The sequence below is a fragment of the Faecalibacterium sp. AM43-5AT genome (genome assembly GCF_003603345.1).
In the GTDB taxonomy this organism is placed as follows: domain Bacteria; phylum Bacillota; class Clostridia; order Oscillospirales; family Ruminococcaceae; genus Faecalibacterium; species Faecalibacterium taiwanense.
In genome coordinates this window covers 1-21,200 of record NZ_QVGZ01000003.1, presented here as the reverse complement: position 1 = coordinate 21,200, position 21,200 = coordinate 1, and the positions used below count along the sequence as shown (strand labels likewise).

Below are 21,200 nucleotides of genomic sequence, written 5' to 3'. Positions count from 1 at the left end.
CCGCAATGCAGGCCGCTGTTCTGTTTTCAGTTTAGCACTGCAGGGCACAGAAAGCAATTGCGCCGGGAAATTTTGGAGTTTTGACGGAGAGGGCGAGGGCGTTATCCTAATATACGGCAAACGCCGCCGAGCGGAGGCCTGGCGGCGTTTGCTGCTATTCTGAATAAAAAGGTTCTCTCCGGAGAATCGGGATCAGTTCTTTTTCTCAACAGGCACGATCCAGCCCTTGGTATCGGGGATCTTGCCCCACTGCATACCGGTCATGGTGTCGTACAGCTTCTGGGTGACAGGGCCGATCTTGCCGTCGCCGATGTAGGCGTGCTCGCCCTTCCAGACCAGCTCCTTGACGGGGGAGACGACAGCGGCGGTACCGGTGCCGAACACCTCTTCCAGCTTGCCTTCGCGGGCAGCAGCCATGATGTCGGCAATGGCGATCTTGCCCTCGACAACCTCATAGCCCCAGTCCTTCAGCAGCTCGATGCAGCTGCGGCGGGTAACGCCGGGCAGAACGGTGCCGACGGTAGCAGCGGTGTACACCTTGCCGTCGATCTTGAACATGATGTTCATGCTGCCAACTTCCTCAACGTACTTCTTCTCCACGCCGTCCAGCCACAGCACCTGTGCGTAGCCCTGCTCCTCGGCCAGCTCACCGGCCTTGATGGAAGCAGCGTAGTTGCCGCCGCACTTGGTGAAGCCGGTCAGGCCGGGAGCGGCACGGATGTACTCGTCTTCCACATAGATGCGGACGGGGTTGATGCCCTCGGCATAGTAAGCGCCCGAGGGAGCGCAGATGATGCAGAAAATGTAGTGCTTGGAAGCGTGCACGCCCAGACCCACATCGTTTGCAAAAATGAAGGGACGGATATACAGGGAAGCACCATCGGAATGGGGCACCCAGTCACGGTCCACGTCCACCAGAGTTTCAACGGCCTGAATGTAGTCCTCCACAGGGATCTTGGGGATGCACAGACGGTCGGCGGAGTCCTGGAAACGCTTTGCGTTGCAGTCCGGACGGAACAGCTGGACGGTATCATCGGCCGTGCGGTATGCCTTCATGCCCTCAAAGATCTCCTGCGCGTAGTGGAACACGACAGTAGCCGGATCCAGTTCAAAGGGGCCGTAGGGGACGATGCGGGCATCGTGCCAGCCTTCGCCCTCGGTGTAATCCATCACGAACATATGGTCGGTGAACTTCTTGCCAAAACCCAGATTGCTCTCGTCAGGCTTTGCCTTCGGAGCAGTGGTACGGGTGATCTTGATATCCAACATGATTTATTTTCCCTCTTTCCTGATCTCGGGCGCAGCGAGTGAAAATGCGCCCGCAAACACCGAATGTTGTTTTCTATTATAATAATATGAATGTGATTTACAAGGAAACGAAAAATCTTTCATCTTTGGACAGGTTAAGTTGCGCTAAATTGCCTGCTTTTCCATGTGCAAACTGCCCAAAATATGATACAATGAAGGCATAAGCCGGATCTTACAGGCTCAGAAAGGAGCTTTTGCACAATGATAAAAGGTGTTATTTTTGATATGGACGGGCTGATGTTCGACACCGAGCGCATCTGGGCCACCCTGTGGAAGCCCGCACTGGCCACACTGGGTCTTCCTTATAAGGAAGGGCTGGACGCTGCCGCGCGCGGCTCGGCAGGCGATTCCATGCGGGCCGTGCTGCGCCGCTTCTACGGCCCGGACTGCGACACCGATGCCATCATGGATGCCCTGCACGCGCAGGCAGAGACGGCCTTTCAGGCACCGCCGCCCAAAAAGCCGGGTCTGGATGAACTCATCGCCTATCTGGAAGCGCAGCACATTCCCATGGTAGTGGCTTCCTCCAGCCGGATGGCATCCATCCTGCGGCACCTCAACAACTGGAACATGACCAGCCACTTCAAGGCCCTCATCTCCGGCGAACAGTTCAGCTCGTCAAAGCCGGACCCGGAGATCTTCCTCACAGCCGCAAAGGCACTGGGCACAGCCCCGGCTGAAACGCTGGTGCTGGAGGACAGCTACAACGGCGTGCGGGCCGGTGCGCGGGGCGGCTTTGTCACCGTGATGGTGCCGGACCTTGCCCCCGCCGACGACGAGATGCGCCGTCTGTACACCGCCGAGTGCAAAGACCTGCGCGAGGTGAAAAAGATGCTGGAGGAAGGGAAGCTTCTTTCCGAAGCCTGAAATATACAGGTGGTCTTTTCCATTTTCACGCTAAGAAAAAGGGCACTGATTGCAATGCAATACAGCGCCCTACATCATCGGACATGGATAACACCGACCGTGCAAAAACCGTGCAGAAACCGTGCAACCATGGCTTATAAAACAAAAAAGCCATGAAATCTTTCGGTTACAGCTTCCACGGTAGACATTCCTACGGGTTGGGACCCGCAGGCTAAGCAAAGCCGCGCTGTGGCTTTGCTTGCGAAGCTGCACGCCGCCGCCCTGTTCGAGCCCCTTCCATCGTGCAGACAAAAAGAAAAACCAGTACACAACGTGTACTGGTTTTTCTTGGTGCAGTAAAGCAATCCAAATCCGAACCATTTCCCTCGGAGGCAACTTCTGTCGCTTCTCCAAAGGTCACGGTCTGTGTGCCTTCTTTATAATTGAAGGTTATCAAAACCTTATCATCATACAGGTAAATCGAATTGATGAAGGTATCCACCAACGCCTGCCGCTGGTCTTTCAGGCTCATATCCAGCTTACGGAACCGCAGCAGCCAGAACCGAATGAATTCTTCGGTCACTTTCGGCTTCGCCAGCTTTTCTTCCGCAATGCGGGCTTCAAGCTCACGCTTGGTTTCTTCCAGCTGCTCCAGCCGCTCCTTGGTGGAACTGGTTAGGATTCCAGCTTGAATCGCGTTCAGCATATTCTGGATACCAGATTCCGCATCCCGAAGCTGCTTCTCATAGAGTGGAATGTTAGTGTTCTCCTTATTTTGCAGTTCCATCACCTTGGCGATGATGGATTCCATAGCGGCATCGTCTTTCACAAGCTGCATGGTCTGGTTGACTACCAAATCTTCCAGCCACTATTTGCGGACGGTCTTTTTCTTGCAGCCCTTGTGCTTTTTGGCAGTAGCACATTTATAGTAGCGGTGAACTTCACCCGTCCGGCTTGTGCCGCTCTCGCCAAACATCAACGCCCCACAGTAGCTGCAGAACAGCTTGGTGGTGAGCAGATAATCGTCCTCTGCCTTTCTACGGGCAGGGGCTTTCTTGTTTTTGGCGATTTTCTCCTGCACATCCTCAAACAGTTCCAGCGGAATGATGGGCGGGATAGCATCCGGTACGACCACATCCCGGAATTTCAGTTCTCCGATGTATCGCCGGTTTTTGAGCATATGTTCGACGCTGTTATAGGTAAACGCACCGCCCACCGGGTTCTTGATGCCGTTTTCGTTCAGCCAGTCCCGGATCTCCTTCATGGTGGAGCCTTCATTGTACTTCTTGAACGATTCCAGCACAAAAGGCGAGGTGAGAGGGTCAATATGGAACTTCCGTTCCGAATCCAGCGTGTAACCAAAGGTTCCACGACCACCGTTGCAGCGTCCTTTCAGGATGTTCTCGGTCTGTCCACGCACGACCTTCTCGGCAAGGTCAGCGGAATAATACTCGGCATAACCTTCCAGCACCGATTCCAGAATGATGCCCTCCGGCCCCTCGGAGATGATCTCGGTGGCAGACATGAGCTTGACACCATTCTTCTTCAGCTGGGTCTTGTACCGGGCACTGTCGTAGCGGTTCCGGGCAAAACGGTCAAGCTTCCAGACCAGCACAATGTCAAACAGCTTTTTGTCGCTGTCTTTTATCATCTGCTGAAACTCCGGGCGGTTGTCCGTTTTGGCAGAGATGGCACGGTCAATGTAGTGCTTGACGATGGTGATGCCATTCTTTTCCGCATAGGCAGTGCATTCACGAATCTGGCCTTCAATGGATTCTTCGCGCTGGTTATCCGATGAATAGCGGGCATAGATCACGGCGGTCATGGCAAGCACCTCACTTTACACATCATTAAACGGCGAACGGTTCTTTCAAAATGTAGTTTCGTATAATGTATATACCATATTTTACAACGGTTTGCAATGGGAAAATCAGCGAACAGCATTTAATTCTTTTCGTAAATCAGATGCCCACCGACCTATGGTTTTCGCCATAAGCTGGTGGGCATCTGTTGTTCTGGCTTATAATTCACTGATGGTTGCAGTAATGGGCTGCATGAGGATCCGCCTGACCGGGTTATATACTGCCAGCACCACAGCCACCAGCACGATTACGACAATCACGGCAAGACAGCCCCACGGCACCTGCCACGCTGCACCGAAATAATGGGTAATGAGCCGGGTATACAGCATCCGGTTCAGCACAAGACCCAGCGCAATGCCCACCACAAGACCGGACACCGCATAGGTGCCAGCTTCGGCAGAGATCATGCGTTTCAGCTGTGCATCATCCATCCCGATGGCACGCAGGATGCCATACTGCTTCATTCGTGCCGACACGCTCATGGAAATGCTGTTGATGATGTTCAGAATGGTGATTCCTGCAATCACGATGAGAAACGCATAGACCACCAGATGGAACGCCCAGTAGGTGCTTTGTATCATCCGATTTCCTTCGATTCGGTTGGAAAAAACAACCTGCTTGTTTAACGTGTCGCTCAGCAGGGTGTGTATTTGTGCAATGGCTGCGTCTGCTGTGGTATCTTTTAGTTGAATATCGATCACCGCATAGCGGTTTTGCCCGGTCAGCTGATGGAAGGTTTCTTCGGTGCAGATAACAGTCGGGGAATCGGTACTACTGAACGGGCTGTCGTTCAATACACCCACGACTGTGAGCTTTGCATCCTCCAGCTGAATGGTATCCCCCACAGTCAGGGAGTTGCTTTTGTCGAATACCGTCAGCACAGGGTATGTGCCATCCTCCGACTCCTGCGGAAGGGTTCCGCCAATCAGGTCTTTTTTCGCCCAGCCAAACTGTATCGTATCGTATGAAATCAGGTCGATGGACCCCTGTTTTCCCTGATATTCCGCCGGGAACGGGCAATACATCCGCCCGAATGCGTGTTTGACTTCCGGCAGAGCTTCCAGCTGCTCCACCAGCACCGGGTCAAGGACATTTTGCCCGGATGTTTCACCCACCGATAAGTCCGGCGCGTAGGGCTGCAACGGATTCAGCGCAAATCCAACCCATCGAAGCAAAACCGAAAAGCTCAAAAACAGGAGAATGCTCAACGCAAAGGAACCTGTCATCAAAAGCAGATTCTTTTTGGACGAGGTTGCATGGCTCACGCCCAAAGAAAGCTCTGCACGACTTCCAAACAACCGAGCATGACACGGAGAAGCCGCTGCATTTTCCACCGCATTCCCGGTTGCTGCTGTGATTGGAGAAGCTTTTGCCGCCCGCCGTGCCGGAGAAGATGCCGCGAACCAAACCGTGACTAGTCCCAATACCATTCCGCAAACAATGCCGACCGGGCTTATTCCGAACGCCGGCAAAGAGCTGAATTCATCGCCGACAAATCCACGCAGAAAGGCACACAATCCCCATGTGGAAACGACTCCCAGCACACACCCTGCTGGAACAGCAGTTTTACACCAGAAAAGAGCTTCCAGCCGGACAAGCATCCGAACCTGATTTTTTCCTGCCCCAAGACAACGCAGCATTCCATAATAGCTGGTACGCTGCGCTACATTGCTGTTGATGCTGCCTGTGATCATAAAAATTCCGGCAAGGACGACCATGCCAGCCAACACAGCCGCTACCGCATATAAGCCTACAATATAATCGTTGTTGCTGCTTGCGTTCAACGCCATCAGGTAAGTATTTTCGGAGATTTTTTCTTCTGAAATTCCGTACTTGTTTTCGATGTTCACAATGGACTGCCGCAAATTGGTACGTGGCTTGAACTGGATGAAATACTGTGTTTCAAAGGATTCTTCTACCTGTGCGGTGATCTGAGAAAATGTACTGCGGTTCATCACCAGCACAACAGCATCATACTGGTTCGCATCGGAGGTATCCTCATTGAAACCTGCGACAGTAAGCGAAATGGTCTGTCCATCCGGGAGCGTCAGCGGAATCGCTGTACCGACCGTAACATCCAGCCAATCCCGGATGTTTGCTGTCACGAGCACTTCGCCATCCGCCGGGGCAGTGCTGCACTGCATTCCCGGAAAGATTTGAAGGATTGCATCATCTGCTCCTACCAGTGCGGCACGTTTATCTCCGGCAAAGTAGTTTTCCGTAAGGGAAGCGTTGATGTCGCTATACGCCGAAAATGCAGCAACATCCTCCTGTGCGGCAAGCTCTGCGGCTGTTTCAGGGGAGATATCCTTTACCATGATATGCCAGTTTCCGTTTTTGTTCAGCTGGTTTGAGGTTTCCATCCGAATCGCCATATCTGCCATACTGAACACCGCCGTGACCAGAAACACCGCAAGGACGATGCACAAAATCGTCATGCGGTTCTGCCGTCTGCGTACCTTGGCAGAAATTGGGATCAGGCTCAGATAGCTTTTCATTTCTGTGCTGCTCATTCCCGGCACCTCCCAAAATCGGTCAGGCAGCCGTCCGATACCTGCAACACCCGGTCTGCCGTCTGCGCAATGCTGCGGTTGTGGGTGATCATCAGGATGGTCTGCTCGTATTTCCGGGATGTTTCTTTTAGCAGGGCAATGACCTCGCTGGTGTTCTGGGTGTCCAGATTGCCGGTCGGCTCATCCGCCAAAATCAGGGAAGGGCGGGTCATCAGGGCGCGGCCAATGGCTACCCGTTGCTGCTGCCCACCGGAAAGCTGGCTTGGCAGATGCTTCCGACGGTCTTTCAGATTCAGCACGGTCAGCAGTTCTTCCAGATATGCCCTGTCCGGCTTTTGGTAGTCCAGCAGCACCGGAAACAGGATGTTCTGTTCTACGGTCAGTTCCGGGATGAGGTTGAATGCCTGAAAGATAAAACCGATATTGCGGCGGCGGAAGATCGTCAGCTCCCGGTCTTTCATGGCAAAAACATCCTTGCCATCAATCAGCACCTTGCCGGAAGTCGGCGTATCCAGTCCGCCAATCAGATTGAGCAGGGTGCTTTTTCCGGAGCCGGATTCGCCAACGACCGCCGCATATTCGCCTTTCGGCACTGAAAAGCTAACATCTTTCAGCGCATGGACAGCGGTTTCTCCGCTGCCGTAGGTCTTGCAGAGATGGTTGACTTCTAATAGTTCCATAGTGTATCCCTCACTTTGCAGGTTCCTTCGATTCAGACGGATTATCTCTGTCTGTGCAGAAAAGGATAACACGTCAACCTTACTGCAAGCCTACACTCAGCCTACAATTTTGTAGGAATCGGAAAATTCAGAGTAAAGGTCGTGCCCTTTCCCAGCTCGCTGTCTACTTCAATGGTGCCGTGATGGGCTTCCACAACGGCTTTTGCCAGCGGCAGACCCAGCCCGATGCCCTGTGTATCCTGTGAAAAGCGGCTGCGATAAAACCGTTTGAAGATATGGTACAAATCCTCCGGGTGGATGCCGCTGCCGTTGTCGCGCACTTTGATCTGAACCATGGACGGCAGTGCATTCCACTCTACCTGAATCGTATCTCCGCTCTTTGTGTGGTCAAGGGCATTCTTTACAAGATTGTCCACAGCTTCCGGCATCCAGTCACGGTCGCACCAAAGTGTAACCGCCTCTGAGCCGGACAGAACAAGCTTTTTCTGTTCCTGCTTGGCACGATAGTGATACTGCCGCGCGATGTCCTGCACCATTTCAGCAACATTTTCGTTTTTCTTCTCCAAGACGACCGAACCGGCATCCAGCCGGGTGATTTTGAGCAGATTCTGCACCAGCGTTTCGATGCGGTCCAACTCCTGTTCGGACAGGTCTGCAAACTCTTTGACCTCCGACGGCGAAACAGCTTCGTCCTGAAGCAGACCGTTGTAGATATTCAACGCCGCCAGCGGTGTTTTGAGCTGGTGCGAAATATCTGCAATGGTATTTTTCAAAAAACGCTTCTCCCGCTGCTCGTTGTCTGCGTGTGCGCTCAGAACTGCCGCCAATGCATTAACGGAGTGAAACAAACGGTAAAGTTCTCCCTCCCGGTCGCAGTCCAGTCGTGCATCCGGGTTGCCATCCAGACAGCTTTGGATTTGCTGGACTGCCTGTTCCAGAAGCGCGCTCTGCCTTTGGAAATAGCGAAAAAGCACGCCCCAGAGACAGCCGCCCAGCAGCAAAAAAACCAACAGTAACCCGAAAGAAAATACATGCGTCGCATGCCATACGATGCCCTGCGTGAGAGCCAATGCCACCGCCCAGACCGCCAGCACGGCTTGGAACAAATTTCGGATCTCCCGGTTTGCGAATACTTTCATACGGCTCCTTTACCCATTCCATTTATAGCCCATGCCGCGGACAGTCAGCAGCATCTGCGGTTTGCCGGGGTCGTCCTCGATCTTCATCCGCAGCCGCCGGATATACACTGTTAAGGCACTGCTGTCAATGTAATCCCCATCGCAGTCCCACAGTGCATCCAGAATTTGTTCCTTGGATAGCACGGCATTCGGATGCTGCATAAAGAAGCAGAGCAGTTTGTACTCTGCGCCGGTCAGTTCCAGCAAGATTCCGTTTTTGTACGCCTGCCCCTGCAACAGCCGGACGGTGATGCTGCCCGATTCCAGTACGGGTTCTCCTGCGCTGGACGCATTTGCACGGCGAAGCAGTGCATTGACCCGCGACAACAGAACACCCAGCTTGAACGGCTTGGTCAAGTAATCATCCCCGCCCATATCCAGCCCCATGATGATATTCATTTCCTCATCCGAAGCGGTCAGGAACAGAATCGGCACGTTGGATGTGCGCCGCACCTTCTGGCAGAAATCGAAGCCAGAGCCATCCGGCAGGGAAACATCCAGCACCAGCAGGTCATATTTTCTGTCTGACCACAGCACCTCGGCTTCTGCCAGCGTCCGGGCTGTATCCAGTGCAAAGCCCTGTTTCTTGAATGCAAAAGTCAGCCCACTGATCAGGCTCAGATCATCTTCCAAAAGGAACAGTTTCCTCATGATTCCCTCTCTTTTCCGCGTTTTGTGTGTCCTACAGGTTCAAAAGCATTATAAGTTTTTTCTGCGAACATTACAATGTGCGAAACGGAAATTGTTTCTTGCCGTGCGTTAAATATAAGTCCTACTATCACAACTTTATCGCAATAAATTTCACAAAACCATCTTGACGCATCCTGCAAACCATGATATTCTCTGTCACAAATCCCACCGATTTTGTGGATTGGTTTGAAACCATCCACAAGATGTGGTCGTGTTCATTTTGAACACAGCCACAGAAAGTGGTTGGTTATCACCGTGAGACCCACCACTTCAGTGAGGGAAAGTCCGCAAAAGAATTTACCGCCCCGCAACACACCCGATTCATTTTGCCGCTGTTTCACCCGACAAAATCCATCGCTATGCTGCATGGGCGGTATTTTTCTTTTACGGGAAACGCACCTTGAAAATCTCATGAGCCGACCGAACGTGATACCGACTTTTCGTCAACACCGCTGCACAAACAGGGGCAGGAACTGCGTTCGGAGCAAACGGTGACCCACATACATGAGCAGCACAACCTCTACTTATTTTTTGCGCCTTAACAATTCGGAAACAATTACCCAGAAACGGTTTTGAGCGCAGCGGTAGAGGGCAAGAACCGTCCCGTGGCCACAAATTTTCAATTCTTGAAAATGTTGTGTTCCACCGGGACTTCACTTCTTCAATGCGTCTGCATTTCCGATGTGATCTTGTTGGGGCGTGCCTGCCCCAAACCCTGCTCATGGTTCGCACCTGATGGTGCGAACAGCAATGGCGTGTCGTGCTTACATAACTTCACCGAGGAGTTATCGAACAGACAGGAGGTACAATGACCAAAACGAATGTTCAACTAACCCCTAGCAATTCCCAGCACCACGACACGCCGAACAACAAAACGCACGTCATCAAGTTCCGTGTGACAGCGGAGGAAAAAACGTCACTGGAACTCACTTGCAAACTCCTGAATCTCTCCCTCTCCACTTTCATCCGCCGTGCCATCCACAACGTCAAAATCGAGAAAACGGTCATCGTTGCCGGCGGCGGAGAAGAAACCCTGACCGCTGTTTCCACCCTGCTTGCCCAGTGCAACAAGGTGGGCGGCAACCTCAACCAGCTTGCAAGGCACTTCAATTCCGGCGGTGCGGACACCGAGCAGATCCGGGCGAAACTCCTTGACGAACTTGCAGACCTGACTGCATTCCGGCTCAGCGCCGAGAAAGTTCTGGGTGAACTGTATGGCAACGCTCAAGCATATCAGCTCTAAGAACTCGGATTACACCGCCATCGAAGCGTACCTCGTTTACCAGCACGACGCGTTCACCGGAAAACAGCTTCTGGACGAACAAGGCAGACCGAAGCTGCGGGAATCCTACCTGCTCGATACCCTTGAGTGCGGCGATTTCTCGTTTGCAACAGCCTGTCTGCTGGCAAACCGCAAGTATGGCAAGAACACCCAGCATGGTGATATCAAAAGCCACCAGTATATCATCAGCTTTGACCCAAGAGATGCAGCCGACAACGGCTTGACCATGGAAAAGGCACAGGCACTTGGCCTGAAATTCTGCGAAGAAAACTTCCCCGGTCATCCCGCCATCGTCTGCACCCACCCGGATGGGCACAACCATTCGGGAAACATCCACGTCCACATCGTGATCGGCAGCATCCGAATGCGCGAGGTGGAACGCAAGCCCTATATGCAGAAGCCCCGTGACTGGCTAGAGGGCATGAAGCACTCTAGCACAGCCCAGACCATGCGGCACTTGCGTGTTGAGGTCATGGAGCTGTGCGAGGGTGCCGGACTGTACCAGATCGACCTGCTCAACGGCTCGAAAGAGCGCGTGAGCGAAGCCGAGTATTGGGCGCGCAGGCGCGGCCAGTTGAAACTTGACCGTGAAAACGCAGCCCTCACTGCAACCGGACAGCAGCCCAAGCAGAAGAAGTTTGAAACCATAAAAGACACTTTGCGGAAGCAGCTTTCGTCTGTGCTGTACCGTGTTACCAGCTTTGAAGATTTTTCTGATAGGCTTATGCAACAGTATGGCATCACCGTCAAGGAAAGCCGTGGTCGGCTCAGCTATCTGCCCTCTGGCAGAACGAAGTTCATCCGGGCGAAACATCTCGGTGACAAGTTCGATAAGGCGGCAGTGCTTGCCACGTTGCAGGCAAACGCCGAACGCAAACCCAAGGTTCAGTTCAAGCAGGATACCATCGGGAAACTGATCGACATCCAGTCGAGGGTGACCGAGGACAAGGGCATCGGCTATAAGCGTTGGCTCACGAAACACAATCTCAAAGTTATGGCACAGACCGTGAAGCTTCTGCAGGAAAAGGGCTTGACCGACGAGGACGCCCTGAACCAGCGCATCACCGAACTGGAAACCAAGTATCACGACTCGCTGGCGGTGGTGAAAGACCTCGAAGGTCGCATGAAAACCAACAATGAGCTGCGCTATCACGTCGCAGCCTACACCAACACCAAGAACATCGAACAACAGTTAAAAGCCGCAAAACGACCCGCAGCCTTTGAAGAACAGCACCGTGCAGAACTGACAGCATACCGGACGGCAGCAGCCTATCTCAAGGCAAACAACATCACGAAGCTGCCCAGTCCGAAAAAGCTGGAAGCCGAGTATGCGCAGCTGGCATCCGAAAAGGCAAAGTTCTACGAGCAGTACAAAGAAGCCAAGGAAGAACTGCTCAAACTGAAAACCGCAAAGCAGAATGTTGCGTCCTTTTTCCGGGAGGAAGAACAGGCGCAACAGGAGAGATAAAGGAGTGTGCGTATGATCAATCTGAAAATCGACCCGGAGTTTCAGTCCCAGATTCCTCCTCTGACCGATGATGAATTTAAGCAGCTTGAAGAAAATATCCTCAAAGAGGGCAAGCTGATTTCTCCTTTGATTGTCTGGGGTAATACCCTTGTTGACGGCCACAATCGTTATGAAATCGTTCAGAAGCATCCCGAAATCTCTTTCTCCACCATGCCGCTCCCGTTTGAAAGCCGGGAAGAAGTCCTCGCTTGGATCTGCAAAAATCAACTGGGGCGGCGCAATTTAACCCCAGAGCAGAAGCTGTTCCTCATCGGCAAGCAGTACGAAGCGGAACGTGCGGAACATGGCTGTATTCGTGACGATGTCCAGCGCACAAACGGTCAGTTTAGCCGGAGTTCCCAAAATGGGAACTCCGGTGAGAGCATTAAAACGTGTGAGCGTATCGCCAAGGAAAACGGTGTCAGTAAAAACACTGTTCTTCGTGCCTCGAAGTATATGAAAGGCGTGGAGATTGCGGAAGAACTGATACCGGGCCTAAAGCAGAGCATTCTGTCCGGACAGACGAAAGTGTCCAAAGCGGATATGCACCGCCTTGCCAAGGCGGCCTACCATGACCGCGCACAAACTTTGCAGGATATTCTGCACCCGGAGCTGAAGGTGGAACCGAAGCCTGACGCTGACGGTGTGATTCGCGTTCCGGGCAAAGCGCCTGTCATGCCATTCCGAAAGTTTGAATCGATTTACGACAGCGATGCTTACCCGGAGGATGTACGGTACGAGTATGTGGCTTTGGAAGAACTCACTACTCGTTTCCGCATTTCGTTCAACTACCAGTTGGAGCAGATGCCCGATAATGCGCAGCGTGATGTGATTCTGGAGATCATTCAGAAGCACAAGGACTACCTTGCTTCTCTGGAAGCTGCACTCGCAGATGACAAGGAGCAGACAGCATAACATCAGGCACATGGTATGCTGTTCACAGATGTCCAAAGGAGCGTGCGTTTGAACAAAAAGAAAAAGTCCACAAACACTTCCCCTTATCCTGATGAAGTCATTGACCGTCTGGCACGGGCATTCTACCCGGCTATCCTTGCCTGCTGGAACAGCGAGGAGGGGCAAAGAGAATTTGCCGCATGGCAGGCAGAGCAGGCTCATCATGCCCTCAGCAAAGAGAAACAGAGCGTTCCCGACGGGGAACGCCCTGTTGTACATATCGCTATGGTCTGTGGATTTTTCAGGGTGCGTCCTGTTCAAGGCGCACCTTTTTGTTTTGCTCCGGATTACAGTTCCGCGCCGTTCGTCTCAATGACCTTCTTATACCAGTAGAAGCTGTCCTTGCGCTCGCGGCTCAAATCGCCGGTGCCATCGTCGAACTTGTTGACGTAGATGAAGCCGTAACGCTTTGCCATCTCGCCGGTGGAGGCGGAAACCAGGTCGATGCAGCCCCACGGGGTATAGCCCATCAGGTCCACGCCGTCCTTCACGGCCTCGGCCATCTGTGCAATGTGGTCGCGCAGGTAGTCGATGCGGTAGCTGTCGTGCACTTTGCCGTCCTCGCCCTTCACATCGTAGGCACCCAGACCGTTCTCCACCACCATCAGGGGGATCTGGTAACGGCCATAGATCTCGTTCAGGGCATAGCGCAGGCCCTTGGGGTCGATCTGCCAGCCCCAGTCGGAAGCTTTCAGGTAGGGGTTCTTCACGCCGCCCAGCAGGTTGCCGCCAATGCCCTCCACATCCTTGTGGGTGGTCACGCAGCTGGTCATGTAGTAGCTGAAGGTGTAAAAATCCACCACGCCCTTCTTCAGGGTCTCGGCGTCCTCCGGCTCCATCCGGATCTCCACGCCCAGCTCCTTCCACAGGCGCTTTGCAAAGTAGGGGTACTCGCCGCGCACATGCACATCGCCGCAGTACCAGTTGTGCTCGTTCATGCCCTGCTGGTTGGCCAGCTGGTCATCCGGGTCGCAAGTCATGGCGTAGCTCTGGCCGTAGGCCAGCATGCAGCCCATCTTGAACTGGGGGTAGTGCGCATGGGCGTAGATGATGGCCTGTGCGCTGGCCACGAACTGGTGATGCAAAGCCTGCAGGCGGGTCTGGGGGTCATCCGGTGCACCCATGGCGGGGCCTTCGTAGCCCTGCACGGTACCGGTGGAAAGCACCTGACCAAAGGCCATCATGCCTGCGTTGATCTCGTTGAAGGTGAGCCAGTATTTGACCTTATCCTTGTAGCGCTCAAAGATGGTCTTGCAGTAGTTCATGTAGAACCCGATCAGCTCCCGGGAAGCCCAGCCGTTGTACTTTTCCACCAGAGCGTAGGGCAGCTCGTAGTGGCTAATGGTGACCAGCGGCTCGATGCCGTGCTTCTTGCAGCAGTCGAACACGCGGTCGTAGAACTCCAGACCCTTCTCATTGGGTTCCGTTTCCCAGCCGTTGGGGAAGATGCGGGTCCAGTTGATGGAGGTGCGGAAGGTCTTGAAGCCCATCTCGGCAAACAGGGCGATGTCCTCTTCGTAGTGGTGGTAGAAATCAATGGCCTCGTGGCTGGGGTACAGCCGGTCCGGGTGGATGGTGGTGGTCACCCACTTGGGCACGGTGTGGGAACCGTTTGTGCACATATCGGGCACACTGGCGCCCTTGCCGTCCACATCCCAGGCACCCTCAAACTGGTTGGCGGCACAGGCGCCGCCCCACAGGAAATCGTCGCGGAAAACGCTCATGGTGTTTTTCTCCTTTGTTCATCTGATATAAAAAGCGGGGCAGGCCCTTTACGGCTGCGGCCCTGCACGGCCTGTGGCCGGAGCCTGCCCCTGAATACGGATCTCTATAAAACCCCTGCTAAAACTGCGGTTTACTTCTTTGCCTTGGCGGGCTCGTCGCTGTACACGATATAGGTGATAACGAATGCAGCAACGACCGTGAGCAGGTGGAACCTGCGTCGTCCAGTACGCCAATCGCGGCGAACAGCGAGAGGAAGCCTTTCAGGATACCTTCCTCTGATCAGCCCCGATCTGTCGGTTCTTTGAAGTTTTAGGGAGCTCTCTTACTTCCAGAGAGTGGGGTTGCCGTAACGTGCATCCAGCGCAGCGCTGAACCAGCGACCGTTCATGACATTGCGGATCATCTTCTGCTTCAGCTCTGCCGAAACCGTGGTGTCTGCATCCATGCGGTCCATGATCTCCTCATAAGTGGTGGAGACATCCTTGCAGCCGATCTGTGCATCCGTTGCAGAAGCATCCATCACCATGCTGACCTTGTTGTCCGGGGTCCAGTTCTGCCACTTAGGCAGGGCGCTGTCGCCGGAGAACAGACCCCGGATACCGGTAAACAGGTTGCCATTGGGGTCGCCGGTGGTGAGGAAGTTCTTGAGATAACGGTTGAACAGCACTGCCATTTCCTGATAGCCTTCGCCGCTGAAATCCACCATTGCCGCATAGTTGTTCACCGTGGACAGCATGGGCACAAAGATACCGTGGAATGCGCCCAGAACGGGGATCTGGCTCAGTGCATCGGGGTCGCCGTAGTCGATTTGGCACAGGTAGATATCCGCACCATAATGGTCGTACATGGTCTCGGCGCTGCATTCTGCATTGAAGATGCGGTACATATCGGAGCCGTACTTGACTGCAAAGTCCTTTGCAGCATTAGTCTCTGCTGCCGGGTATGCCTTCATTTCAGCGCTGCCAAAGTATGCATCCCACGCTGCAAACATGCTAAACTCGGTGCTGCCGGTCAGCATCAGCAGGGGCACATTGTTGTACTGGGTAGTGGCAAAGCCCTCTTTGGGCAGCACCACCCCGTCACCGTACAGGTGGGGGAAGACGCTCATGCGGATACCTGCATTGCTCATCAGCGGGCACAGACGGGCGGAGTCCAGACTGTACAGCCAATCCCGAACATCCTCGCCATCGGTCATGAGCCACGCCTTGGCAGCTGCCGTATCTGCAAACAGACCGTCCTCTACCGCCAGCGGCGCAATTGCCCATGCGATCTGGCTCACGCTTGCTGCCTCGTCGGCAATGGTCATGCCGCCGGAGAAGGCAATTGCCTTCTGGAAGCGTCCGGCAAACAGAGGGCTGGTCAGCATTGCCATTACGTCACGACCGCCGGCAGAGAAACCGGAAATGGTGATGTTGTCCGCATCGCCGCCAAACTGTGCAATGTTATCCTTGACCCAGTCCAATGCCTTGGCGATGTCCAGCAGGGTGAAGTTGCCGGTGTCATCGCTGCCCCGGCAGAGGGCAGGCAGGCAGTTGAAGCCGAACAGACCCAGCCGGTAATCCAGCGTGACAAAAACGCAGTTATCCCGAACCACCAGCTCGCTGCCCAGAATTTCCTTGGTGTTGCCGGTCTGGTTGTTGCCGCCGTGGATAAACACCAACACCGGCAGCTTATGAGCGTTGGGGGTGGTATAAACATCCAGCTTCAGGCAGTCCTCGGTGCCGATGGCACCGGAACCGTACTGATAGGCGACCTCACTGGGAGCAGTGCAATCTTTGGCTTCCGTCCACACGGCAGGATCCTGCGGTGCCTGCCAGCGCAGCTCTCCCACCGGGGCTGCACCATAGGGAATGCCGTACCACACAAGGCTCTCGCCCTGATCCAGACCCACGACCGGTCCGTACTGGGTGGAGCGGCGAGGGGTGATCTTTGTCCACAGGCAGTTTTCCTCTTCTGCGGAGGCTGCCATTGCGGGAACGCTGAGGGACGTCATTGCTGCTGCGACGGCTCCTGCTTTCATGAAATTGCGACGGCTGATATAAACGTTACGAGTGCTCATACTATTTCACCTTTCTGCATTTACCTTCTGTTGTAAATTCTTACCTTCTCTGACCAGCCTTGATCTGCCGGTCTTTTTTACAGGTGCCTGAACATTCCTTTGTTTTTGGGGTGCCGTTTACTTCTTGGCAGGCTCATCCTTATAAAGCACGTAGGTCATGGCAAAGCCAGCCACGGAAGCAATGAGGATGGCGATGAGGATGTAGATCATGTTGGTCAGACCCATGACACCGGTGGTGTCGATAAAGCTAGGCAGACCGAACAGCCCCAGACCGCCGATGGAGTAGCTGCGAGTGCGCATGAGACCGGTGAATGCGCCGCCGATGGCACCGGCGATGCAGGAGTAGATGAAGGGAGTCTTCTTGGGCAGGGTGACGCCGTAGATCGCCGGCTCGGTGACGCCGAAGATGCCGGAGATGAAAGCAGGGATGGCGATTTTCTTGAGCTTCTCATCCTTAGTCTTCAGGACGATAGCGAGGACTACGAAGGTCTGTGCAAAGGAGACGCAGAAGTAGGGGCTGAGAATGAAGTCATAGCCCAGCAGACTGTAGTTGATCATGGCAAGAGGTACCAGACTCCAGTGGAGACCAAAGATCACCAGCACCTGCCAGAACGCACCGATGAGGACACCGCCGATGAGACCGCCCACCACGGGGATGCTGTAGATGGCGTTGAAGAACAGGGACAGGATGCTACACAGGATGCTTGCGATGGGGCCAATGACCAGATAAGTCAGGGGTACCATGACGATGAGGGTTACAAAGGGAACCACAAAGAGCTTGATAACATCGGGTATCACCTTCTTGAGCCAGTGCTCAAGGGGAGCCGCAATAGCAACTGCCAGAATAATGGGCACTACCGAGCTGGTATAGCCAGAGGCAGGCATGATTACCGGGATGCCGAAGAAGGTGAGGTAGTAGCTCATCTCAAACGCCGTGCCGGTAAACACGGTGCCCAGCACAGTTCCTGCGGTGCTGTTGACCATGGCAGGATAGCACAGGGCGATGCCAATCGCCATGCCGATGAACTCGTTGACCTTGAACTTCTTGGCTGCGGTGTAGCCAAGAACGATGGGCATGAAGTAGAAGAAGCCATCTGCCACTGCGTACCACACCTGATAGGTACCGGAAGCGGCGGGGATCAGACCGAGGAAGTCAAAGAGTGCCAGCAGACCCTTGATGATACCGGTCGCTGCCATAACGCCCAGAGTGGGCTGCAGAGTGCCGGAGATCACATCGATGAGCAGGGAGACAGGACTCTTTTTGCCGCCGCCTGAGGTCTCTTCCACTGCGTTGCCCTCTTCATCCACAGCGCCTGCTGCAGCGAGATGGCCCACTTCCAGCACGGCGTCGTACACGTCGTTGACCTGATTGCCGATGACCACCTGATACTGACCGCCTGCCTGCATGACCTTGATGACGCCGTCGGTGGACTCCAGAACTTCCTTGTTTGCCTTGCTCTCGTCCTTCAACTTGAAGCGCAGACGGGTGATGCAGTGTGCTACCGAGATGATATTGCTCTTGCCGCCAACATTCTGGATGATGATACGCGCAAGACCATCATATTTACTAGCCATAAGTCGATTCTCCTTTTTACATTCTTCGTATGCCTGTGCGGTCAACTCCAGCCGCAGCCTGCCGTTGTTCACGCTGACTGCCGCGATGTACGGCAGTGCCGCCAGCGCCGAACCGTCTGCAAGGCTTTCGTCCTTGAGCGTCAGGGTCAGCTTTGCGCCGCGGCGCACCGCTGCGGCGACGTTTGCCTCGCCGCCTGCCAGCGGATACAGGGCGTGCAGCAGCTCCTGCGGGTCATGTTCGTCCTGTATCATTTCAAGCCTCCCTTGCACAGAGCATACAAAGCTCTGCCGTTATAGTGTCAAACCAAAAACATATAAACGCAGCCCTCGCGCGCCGGGCCGCGGCTATATCAGTAAAAAAGAAAAATCACCCAAAGCATGAGCCGCTGCAGCAATACAAAAGCCCCTAAAAGGCCTGTACAGCTGGTGCTCGATGTCCTGGGTGACGCCCCGCAAACGGTGTGCGGGTAACGATCCGTAAAACGACCGGGGATATTCAGTTGTGGGTTCACCCCTCCACAGCGGTGCGCTCAACGCAGACGCGGTGGATATGCATGATGAGGTACAGCTGCTCTTCTTTGCTGCACTGCCACCCGTAGGTGCCGTGCAGAAAGGTGTCGATCTGCTGTACGCAGGCATAGACCTGCGGGTACTCGTTGCGCATGGTAACGAACATGCTGTCCATGGCGTTATCGGCGTTGAGCGGGTTGCCGTGCATCATGCGCTGTACCAGATACCGCAGATGCATACAGAACCGGGAGTAGCTGAAGCTTTCCTTATTGAGCTGGATCTCCATGCCATGCTCCACGATGGCAGACAGCTCCGAAATGACCTTGGCGGTCAGGATGGTGGAATGCATATCTCCCACCTCGTTTTCCGCCGTGATGATGTGCATGGCAATGCTCACGATCTCGGTGTCCGGCAGATCCACCGCCAGCGTACGGCACAGCTCGTGCAGCCCCTGTTTTGCGATGGCGTACTCATGCGGGTAGAGATGCTGTATATCATAGGCAAGCGGCACCTGAACGTTAAGTCCTTCGCGGCTGCGCTGGATGGCAAAGTTGAGATGGTCGGCCAAGGCATAGGTCAGGTTTGCATTCAGGGTGCAATCCAGTTCTTCTCGGGCTGTATCGGCGATATCGTCCGCCGCCAGAAACACGGCTTCCGGCACATCGCGGAGAAGTGCAAAATACTTCTCGTTCACATCGTAAAAGGTGCGCTGAATGCGGGAAAGATCGGTCAGTTCATAGGGCATGGAGGCAAAGCCGATGCCTTTGCCAAAGACAACGAGCTCCCGGCCCTTTGCATCGCGGGCAAGCGCAACGTTATTGTTGATCTTCTTGTAAACTTCCATGTCTGACCCTGCCCTACAAAAAAATAACTCCCTGCGGCAAACAACGATAGTACGATCACAAGCAAGTCAAACAAGTAAGTCAAACCAGCAAGCAAATGTACAAGTAATGCCTCCAGAGAGTAACAATCCTGTGCTTTTATGATACCGCAGAGGATTCGAAATGTCTATTCGATATCTTCACAAATAATTGACCGTAAATTTGTAGATTATGCTCAGAGCGTCCGTTGCTCTGCAGCAAAAAGGGCTGTTGCACAAGCCCAGACAAAAAGACCGGCGTCATTTAGCTGGGAGCAAGTTGCACCGAACATTTTATACGCACATAAAAATCGTTTTCATCTGTAATTTTGTCGTACAGATGGGAACTGTTTTCCAGGGAATTCTTATAGTGTGGTCAATCTTCTAACCCATGGCTCCCGGCCACGTTCTTCAAATATTCCTCCGGGTCCCCATTCAGAATCAAATCGGCATAGCCCAGCGGGTCATTATAGATAAGGTAGTTCAGTTCCGTCTGCTGTGCCATGGTCACATTCAGCGCATCCTCGACCCCGGTGCAGTCAATGGAAATCCTTCTCCCATCCCGGAGCAGCAGCTCCACGCAGCCGGTGTCCATGTTGAATTTACAGGCTCTTTCATCGTACTTCATAATCGTGTCCTTTCTGCCTTACGGCACCTTTACAGTTGTGACTTTCGTTACACGTTTTTTCTGATAAGGTTTTGAACACACAGCCATCGGGAAGGAGCCTTCATTTTGCTTTCCGAAGAAAACAAAAAAATCCGAACCCTTCTCCTATCGAGAAAAGGTTCGGATTTTCATTGTTTGGTGCGAGTAGTGATACAGCATTTTTTGAAAACCATCGTAGTACAATTTGTTTTTGAGGTCATCGGATAGCAACTTGCTTGTATCGCACCCCGATGGGCGGCTGTATTGAAAAAACAGTTGCCTTTTATATACCACACAACCTAAAAATTATCAAGTACGCGCAGCGTTCACTTCTCCCATCACCGGGAGCAAATGGACGCTGCTTTTTTTGTTTGCAACGAAAGGAGGCATCCGTGAAATGGCAGTTTTTCGGGTAGAAAAGAACAGCGGCTACACGGTCATGTCAAACCACCACCTGCGGAACCGGGCCTTGTCCCTGAAAGCCAAAGGTCTTTTATCCCAAATGCTCTCCCTGCCGGAAGATTGGGACTACACCCTGCAAGGGCTGGCCCGTATCAACCGGGAAAGCATTGACGCGATACGGCAGGCCATCCGGGAACTGGAACAGGCAGGATACATCCAGCGTTCCAGAGAACGGGACGAGAAAGGGCGGCTGCGCGGTGCAGACTATGTGATCTTCGAGCTGCCGCAGCCTGTTCCTGCATCGGTTTCACCTACATTGGAAAATCCAACGTTGGAGAATCCCACGCAGGAAAACCCTACGTTGGAAAATCCAATGCAATTAAATAAAGATAAACTAATTACAGAAAAACAAAAGAAAGAGGGATTAAATACCGATTCCATTCCTATCCATTCCCCAAACCCCTTGCCTTTGGACGAGGACGAGGCAGCGGCACCGCCGCCGGAACGGACCGGAAGCCGAAAGGAAGCGGCCTATCAAATCTACCGGGACTTGATTTTGGAGAACATCGAGTATGACACCCTCACCCAGAATCCCCGGATAGAC

At 53.6% G+C, this 21,200-nt stretch carries 16 protein-coding genes and 1 pseudogene; 6 read left to right on the top strand and 11 right to left on the bottom strand.

Annotated features, from left to right (window positions below):
- Positions 1–192: 192 nt before the first annotated feature.
- The gene (locus tag DW937_RS05305; RefSeq protein ID WP_097776827.1) at positions 193–1,269 is read right to left on the bottom strand and encodes a branched-chain amino acid aminotransferase; all 1,077 of its coding nucleotides are present in this window, start codon (positions 1,267–1,269) and stop codon (positions 193–195) included.
- A 240-nt stretch (positions 1,270–1,509) separates the two neighbouring features.
- Between DW937_RS05305 and DW937_RS05300 the strand changes: the two genes are divergently transcribed.
- Positions 1,510–2,175 (top strand): HAD family phosphatase, encoded by a 666-nt coding sequence (locus DW937_RS05300; protein WP_120120340.1) that lies wholly within the window; start codon positions 1,510–1,512, stop codon positions 2,173–2,175.
- Between the two features lie 69 nt (positions 2,176–2,244).
- Here DW937_RS05300 and DW937_RS05295 read toward each other — a convergent pair.
- The 5 genes and pseudogenes from DW937_RS05295 to DW937_RS05275 all read right to left on the bottom strand — a co-directional run bounded on the left by DW937_RS05295 (position 2,245) and on the right by DW937_RS05275 (position 9,038).
- Positions 2,245–3,979, bottom strand: a pseudogene (locus tag DW937_RS05295) (recombinase family protein).
- A 195-nt stretch (positions 3,980–4,174) separates the two neighbouring features.
- Positions 4,175–6,529, bottom strand: a complete 2,355-nt coding sequence (locus DW937_RS05290) for an ABC transporter permease (RefSeq protein ID WP_120120339.1) — start codon at positions 6,527–6,529, stop codon at positions 4,175–4,177.
- Complete coding sequence (locus tag DW937_RS05285; protein ID WP_120120338.1) at positions 6,526–7,209, bottom strand: ABC transporter ATP-binding protein; 684 nt, start codon at positions 7,207–7,209, stop codon at positions 6,526–6,528. The genes DW937_RS05290 and DW937_RS05285 overlap by 4 nt, the downstream gene beginning before the upstream one ends.
- 101 nt (positions 7,210–7,310) lie before the next feature.
- On the bottom strand, positions 7,311–8,348 hold the full coding sequence (locus DW937_RS05280) for a HAMP domain-containing sensor histidine kinase (RefSeq protein WP_120120337.1): 1,038 nt from the start codon (positions 8,346–8,348) through the stop codon (positions 7,311–7,313).
- A gap of 9 nt (positions 8,349–8,357) precedes the next feature.
- Positions 8,358–9,038, bottom strand: coding sequence for a response regulator transcription factor (locus tag DW937_RS05275; protein WP_097780795.1), 681 nt, complete (start codon positions 9,036–9,038; stop codon positions 8,358–8,360).
- Between the two features lie 847 nt (positions 9,039–9,885).
- Between DW937_RS05275 and DW937_RS05265 the strand changes: the two genes are divergently transcribed.
- The 4 genes from DW937_RS05265 to DW937_RS15030 are packed head-to-tail and all read left to right on the top strand — an operon-like array spanning position 9,886 to position 13,153.
- Positions 9,886–10,320 (top strand): plasmid mobilization relaxosome protein MobC, encoded by a 435-nt coding sequence (locus DW937_RS05265; RefSeq protein WP_097840115.1) that lies wholly within the window; start codon positions 9,886–9,888, stop codon positions 10,318–10,320.
- The gene (locus DW937_RS05260; protein WP_120120336.1) at positions 10,292–11,827 is read left to right on the top strand and encodes a relaxase/mobilization nuclease domain-containing protein; all 1,536 of its coding nucleotides are present in this window, start codon (positions 10,292–10,294) and stop codon (positions 11,825–11,827) included. The genes DW937_RS05265 and DW937_RS05260 overlap by 29 nt, the downstream gene beginning before the upstream one ends.
- Before the next feature lie 12 nt (positions 11,828–11,839).
- Complete coding sequence (locus DW937_RS05255) at positions 11,840–12,781, top strand: hypothetical protein (RefSeq protein WP_120120335.1); 942 nt, start codon at positions 11,840–11,842, stop codon at positions 12,779–12,781.
- Positions 12,782–12,823: 42 nt separating this feature from the next.
- Complete coding sequence (locus tag DW937_RS15030) at positions 12,824–13,153, top strand: transposase (protein WP_243111436.1); 330 nt, start codon at positions 12,824–12,826, stop codon at positions 13,151–13,153.
- Here the strand turns inward: DW937_RS15030 and DW937_RS05245 are convergent.
- The 5 genes from DW937_RS05245 to DW937_RS05225 form a co-directional block, all read right to left on the bottom strand.
- The gene (locus DW937_RS05245) at positions 13,108–14,544 is read right to left on the bottom strand and encodes a glycoside hydrolase family 1 protein (protein WP_120120334.1); all 1,437 of its coding nucleotides are present in this window, start codon (positions 14,542–14,544) and stop codon (positions 13,108–13,110) included. The two genes, DW937_RS15030 and DW937_RS05245, sit on opposite strands and share 46 nt — an antisense overlap.
- 323 nt (positions 14,545–14,867) lie before the next feature.
- Positions 14,868–16,604 (bottom strand): carboxylesterase family protein, encoded by a 1,737-nt coding sequence (locus DW937_RS05240; RefSeq protein WP_120120472.1) that lies wholly within the window; start codon positions 16,602–16,604, stop codon positions 14,868–14,870.
- Between the two features lie 117 nt (positions 16,605–16,721).
- The gene (locus DW937_RS05235; RefSeq protein ID WP_242700197.1) at positions 16,722–18,431 is read right to left on the bottom strand and encodes a PTS transporter subunit EIIC; all 1,710 of its coding nucleotides are present in this window, start codon (positions 18,429–18,431) and stop codon (positions 16,722–16,724) included.
- 256 nt (positions 18,432–18,687) lie between these two features.
- Positions 18,688–19,533, bottom strand: a complete 846-nt coding sequence (locus DW937_RS05230) for a PRD domain-containing protein (protein WP_120120333.1) — start codon at positions 19,531–19,533, stop codon at positions 18,688–18,690.
- 391 nt (positions 19,534–19,924) lie between these two features.
- Positions 19,925–20,176 (bottom strand): DUF6061 family protein, encoded by a 252-nt coding sequence (locus tag DW937_RS05225; RefSeq protein ID WP_120120332.1) that lies wholly within the window; start codon positions 20,174–20,176, stop codon positions 19,925–19,927.
- A 415-nt stretch (positions 20,177–20,591) separates the two neighbouring features.
- On the opposite strand from DW937_RS05225, the gene DW937_RS05220 reads away from it, so the two are divergent.
- The coding region (locus tag DW937_RS05220) for a helix-turn-helix domain-containing protein (protein ID WP_133300965.1) at positions 20,592–21,200 on the top strand (609 nt) is incomplete at its 3' end.

Coding starts and splice junctions, on each gene's coding strand:
- DW937_RS05305 (WP_097776827.1), bottom strand. CDS start 1,269: ATGTTGGATATCAAGATCACCCGTACCACTGCTCCGAAGGCAAAGCCT.
- DW937_RS05300 (WP_120120340.1), top strand. CDS start 1,510: ATGATAAAAGGTGTTATTTTTGATATGGACGGGCTGATGTTCGACACC.
- DW937_RS05290 (WP_120120339.1), bottom strand. CDS start 6,529: ATGAGCAGCACAGAAATGAAAAGCTATCTGAGCCTGATCCCAATTTCT.
- DW937_RS05285 (WP_120120338.1), bottom strand. CDS start 7,209: ATGGAACTATTAGAAGTCAACCATCTCTGCAAGACCTACGGCAGCGGA.
- DW937_RS05280 (WP_120120337.1), bottom strand. CDS start 8,348: ATGAAAGTATTCGCAAACCGGGAGATCCGAAATTTGTTCCAAGCCGTG.
- DW937_RS05275 (WP_097780795.1), bottom strand. CDS start 9,038: ATGAGGAAACTGTTCCTTTTGGAAGATGATCTGAGCCTGATCAGTGGG.
- DW937_RS05265 (WP_097840115.1), top strand. CDS start 9,886: ATGACCAAAACGAATGTTCAACTAACCCCTAGCAATTCCCAGCACCAC.
- DW937_RS05260 (WP_120120336.1), top strand. CDS start 10,292: ATGGCAACGCTCAAGCATATCAGCTCTAAGAACTCGGATTACACCGCC.
- DW937_RS05255 (WP_120120335.1), top strand. CDS start 11,840: ATGATCAATCTGAAAATCGACCCGGAGTTTCAGTCCCAGATTCCTCCT.
- DW937_RS05245 (WP_120120334.1), bottom strand. CDS start 14,544: ATGAGCGTTTTCCGCGACGATTTCCTGTGGGGCGGCGCCTGTGCCGCC.
- DW937_RS05240 (WP_120120472.1), bottom strand. CDS start 16,604: ATGAGCACTCGTAACGTTTATATCAGCCGTCGCAATTTCATGAAAGCA.
- DW937_RS05235 (WP_242700197.1), bottom strand. CDS start 18,431: ATGATACAGGACGAACATGACCCGCAGGAGCTGCTGCACGCCCTGTAT.
- DW937_RS05230 (WP_120120333.1), bottom strand. CDS start 19,533: ATGGAAGTTTACAAGAAGATCAACAATAACGTTGCGCTTGCCCGCGAT.
- DW937_RS05225 (WP_120120332.1), bottom strand. CDS start 20,176: ATGAAGTACGATGAAAGAGCCTGTAAATTCAACATGGACACCGGCTGC.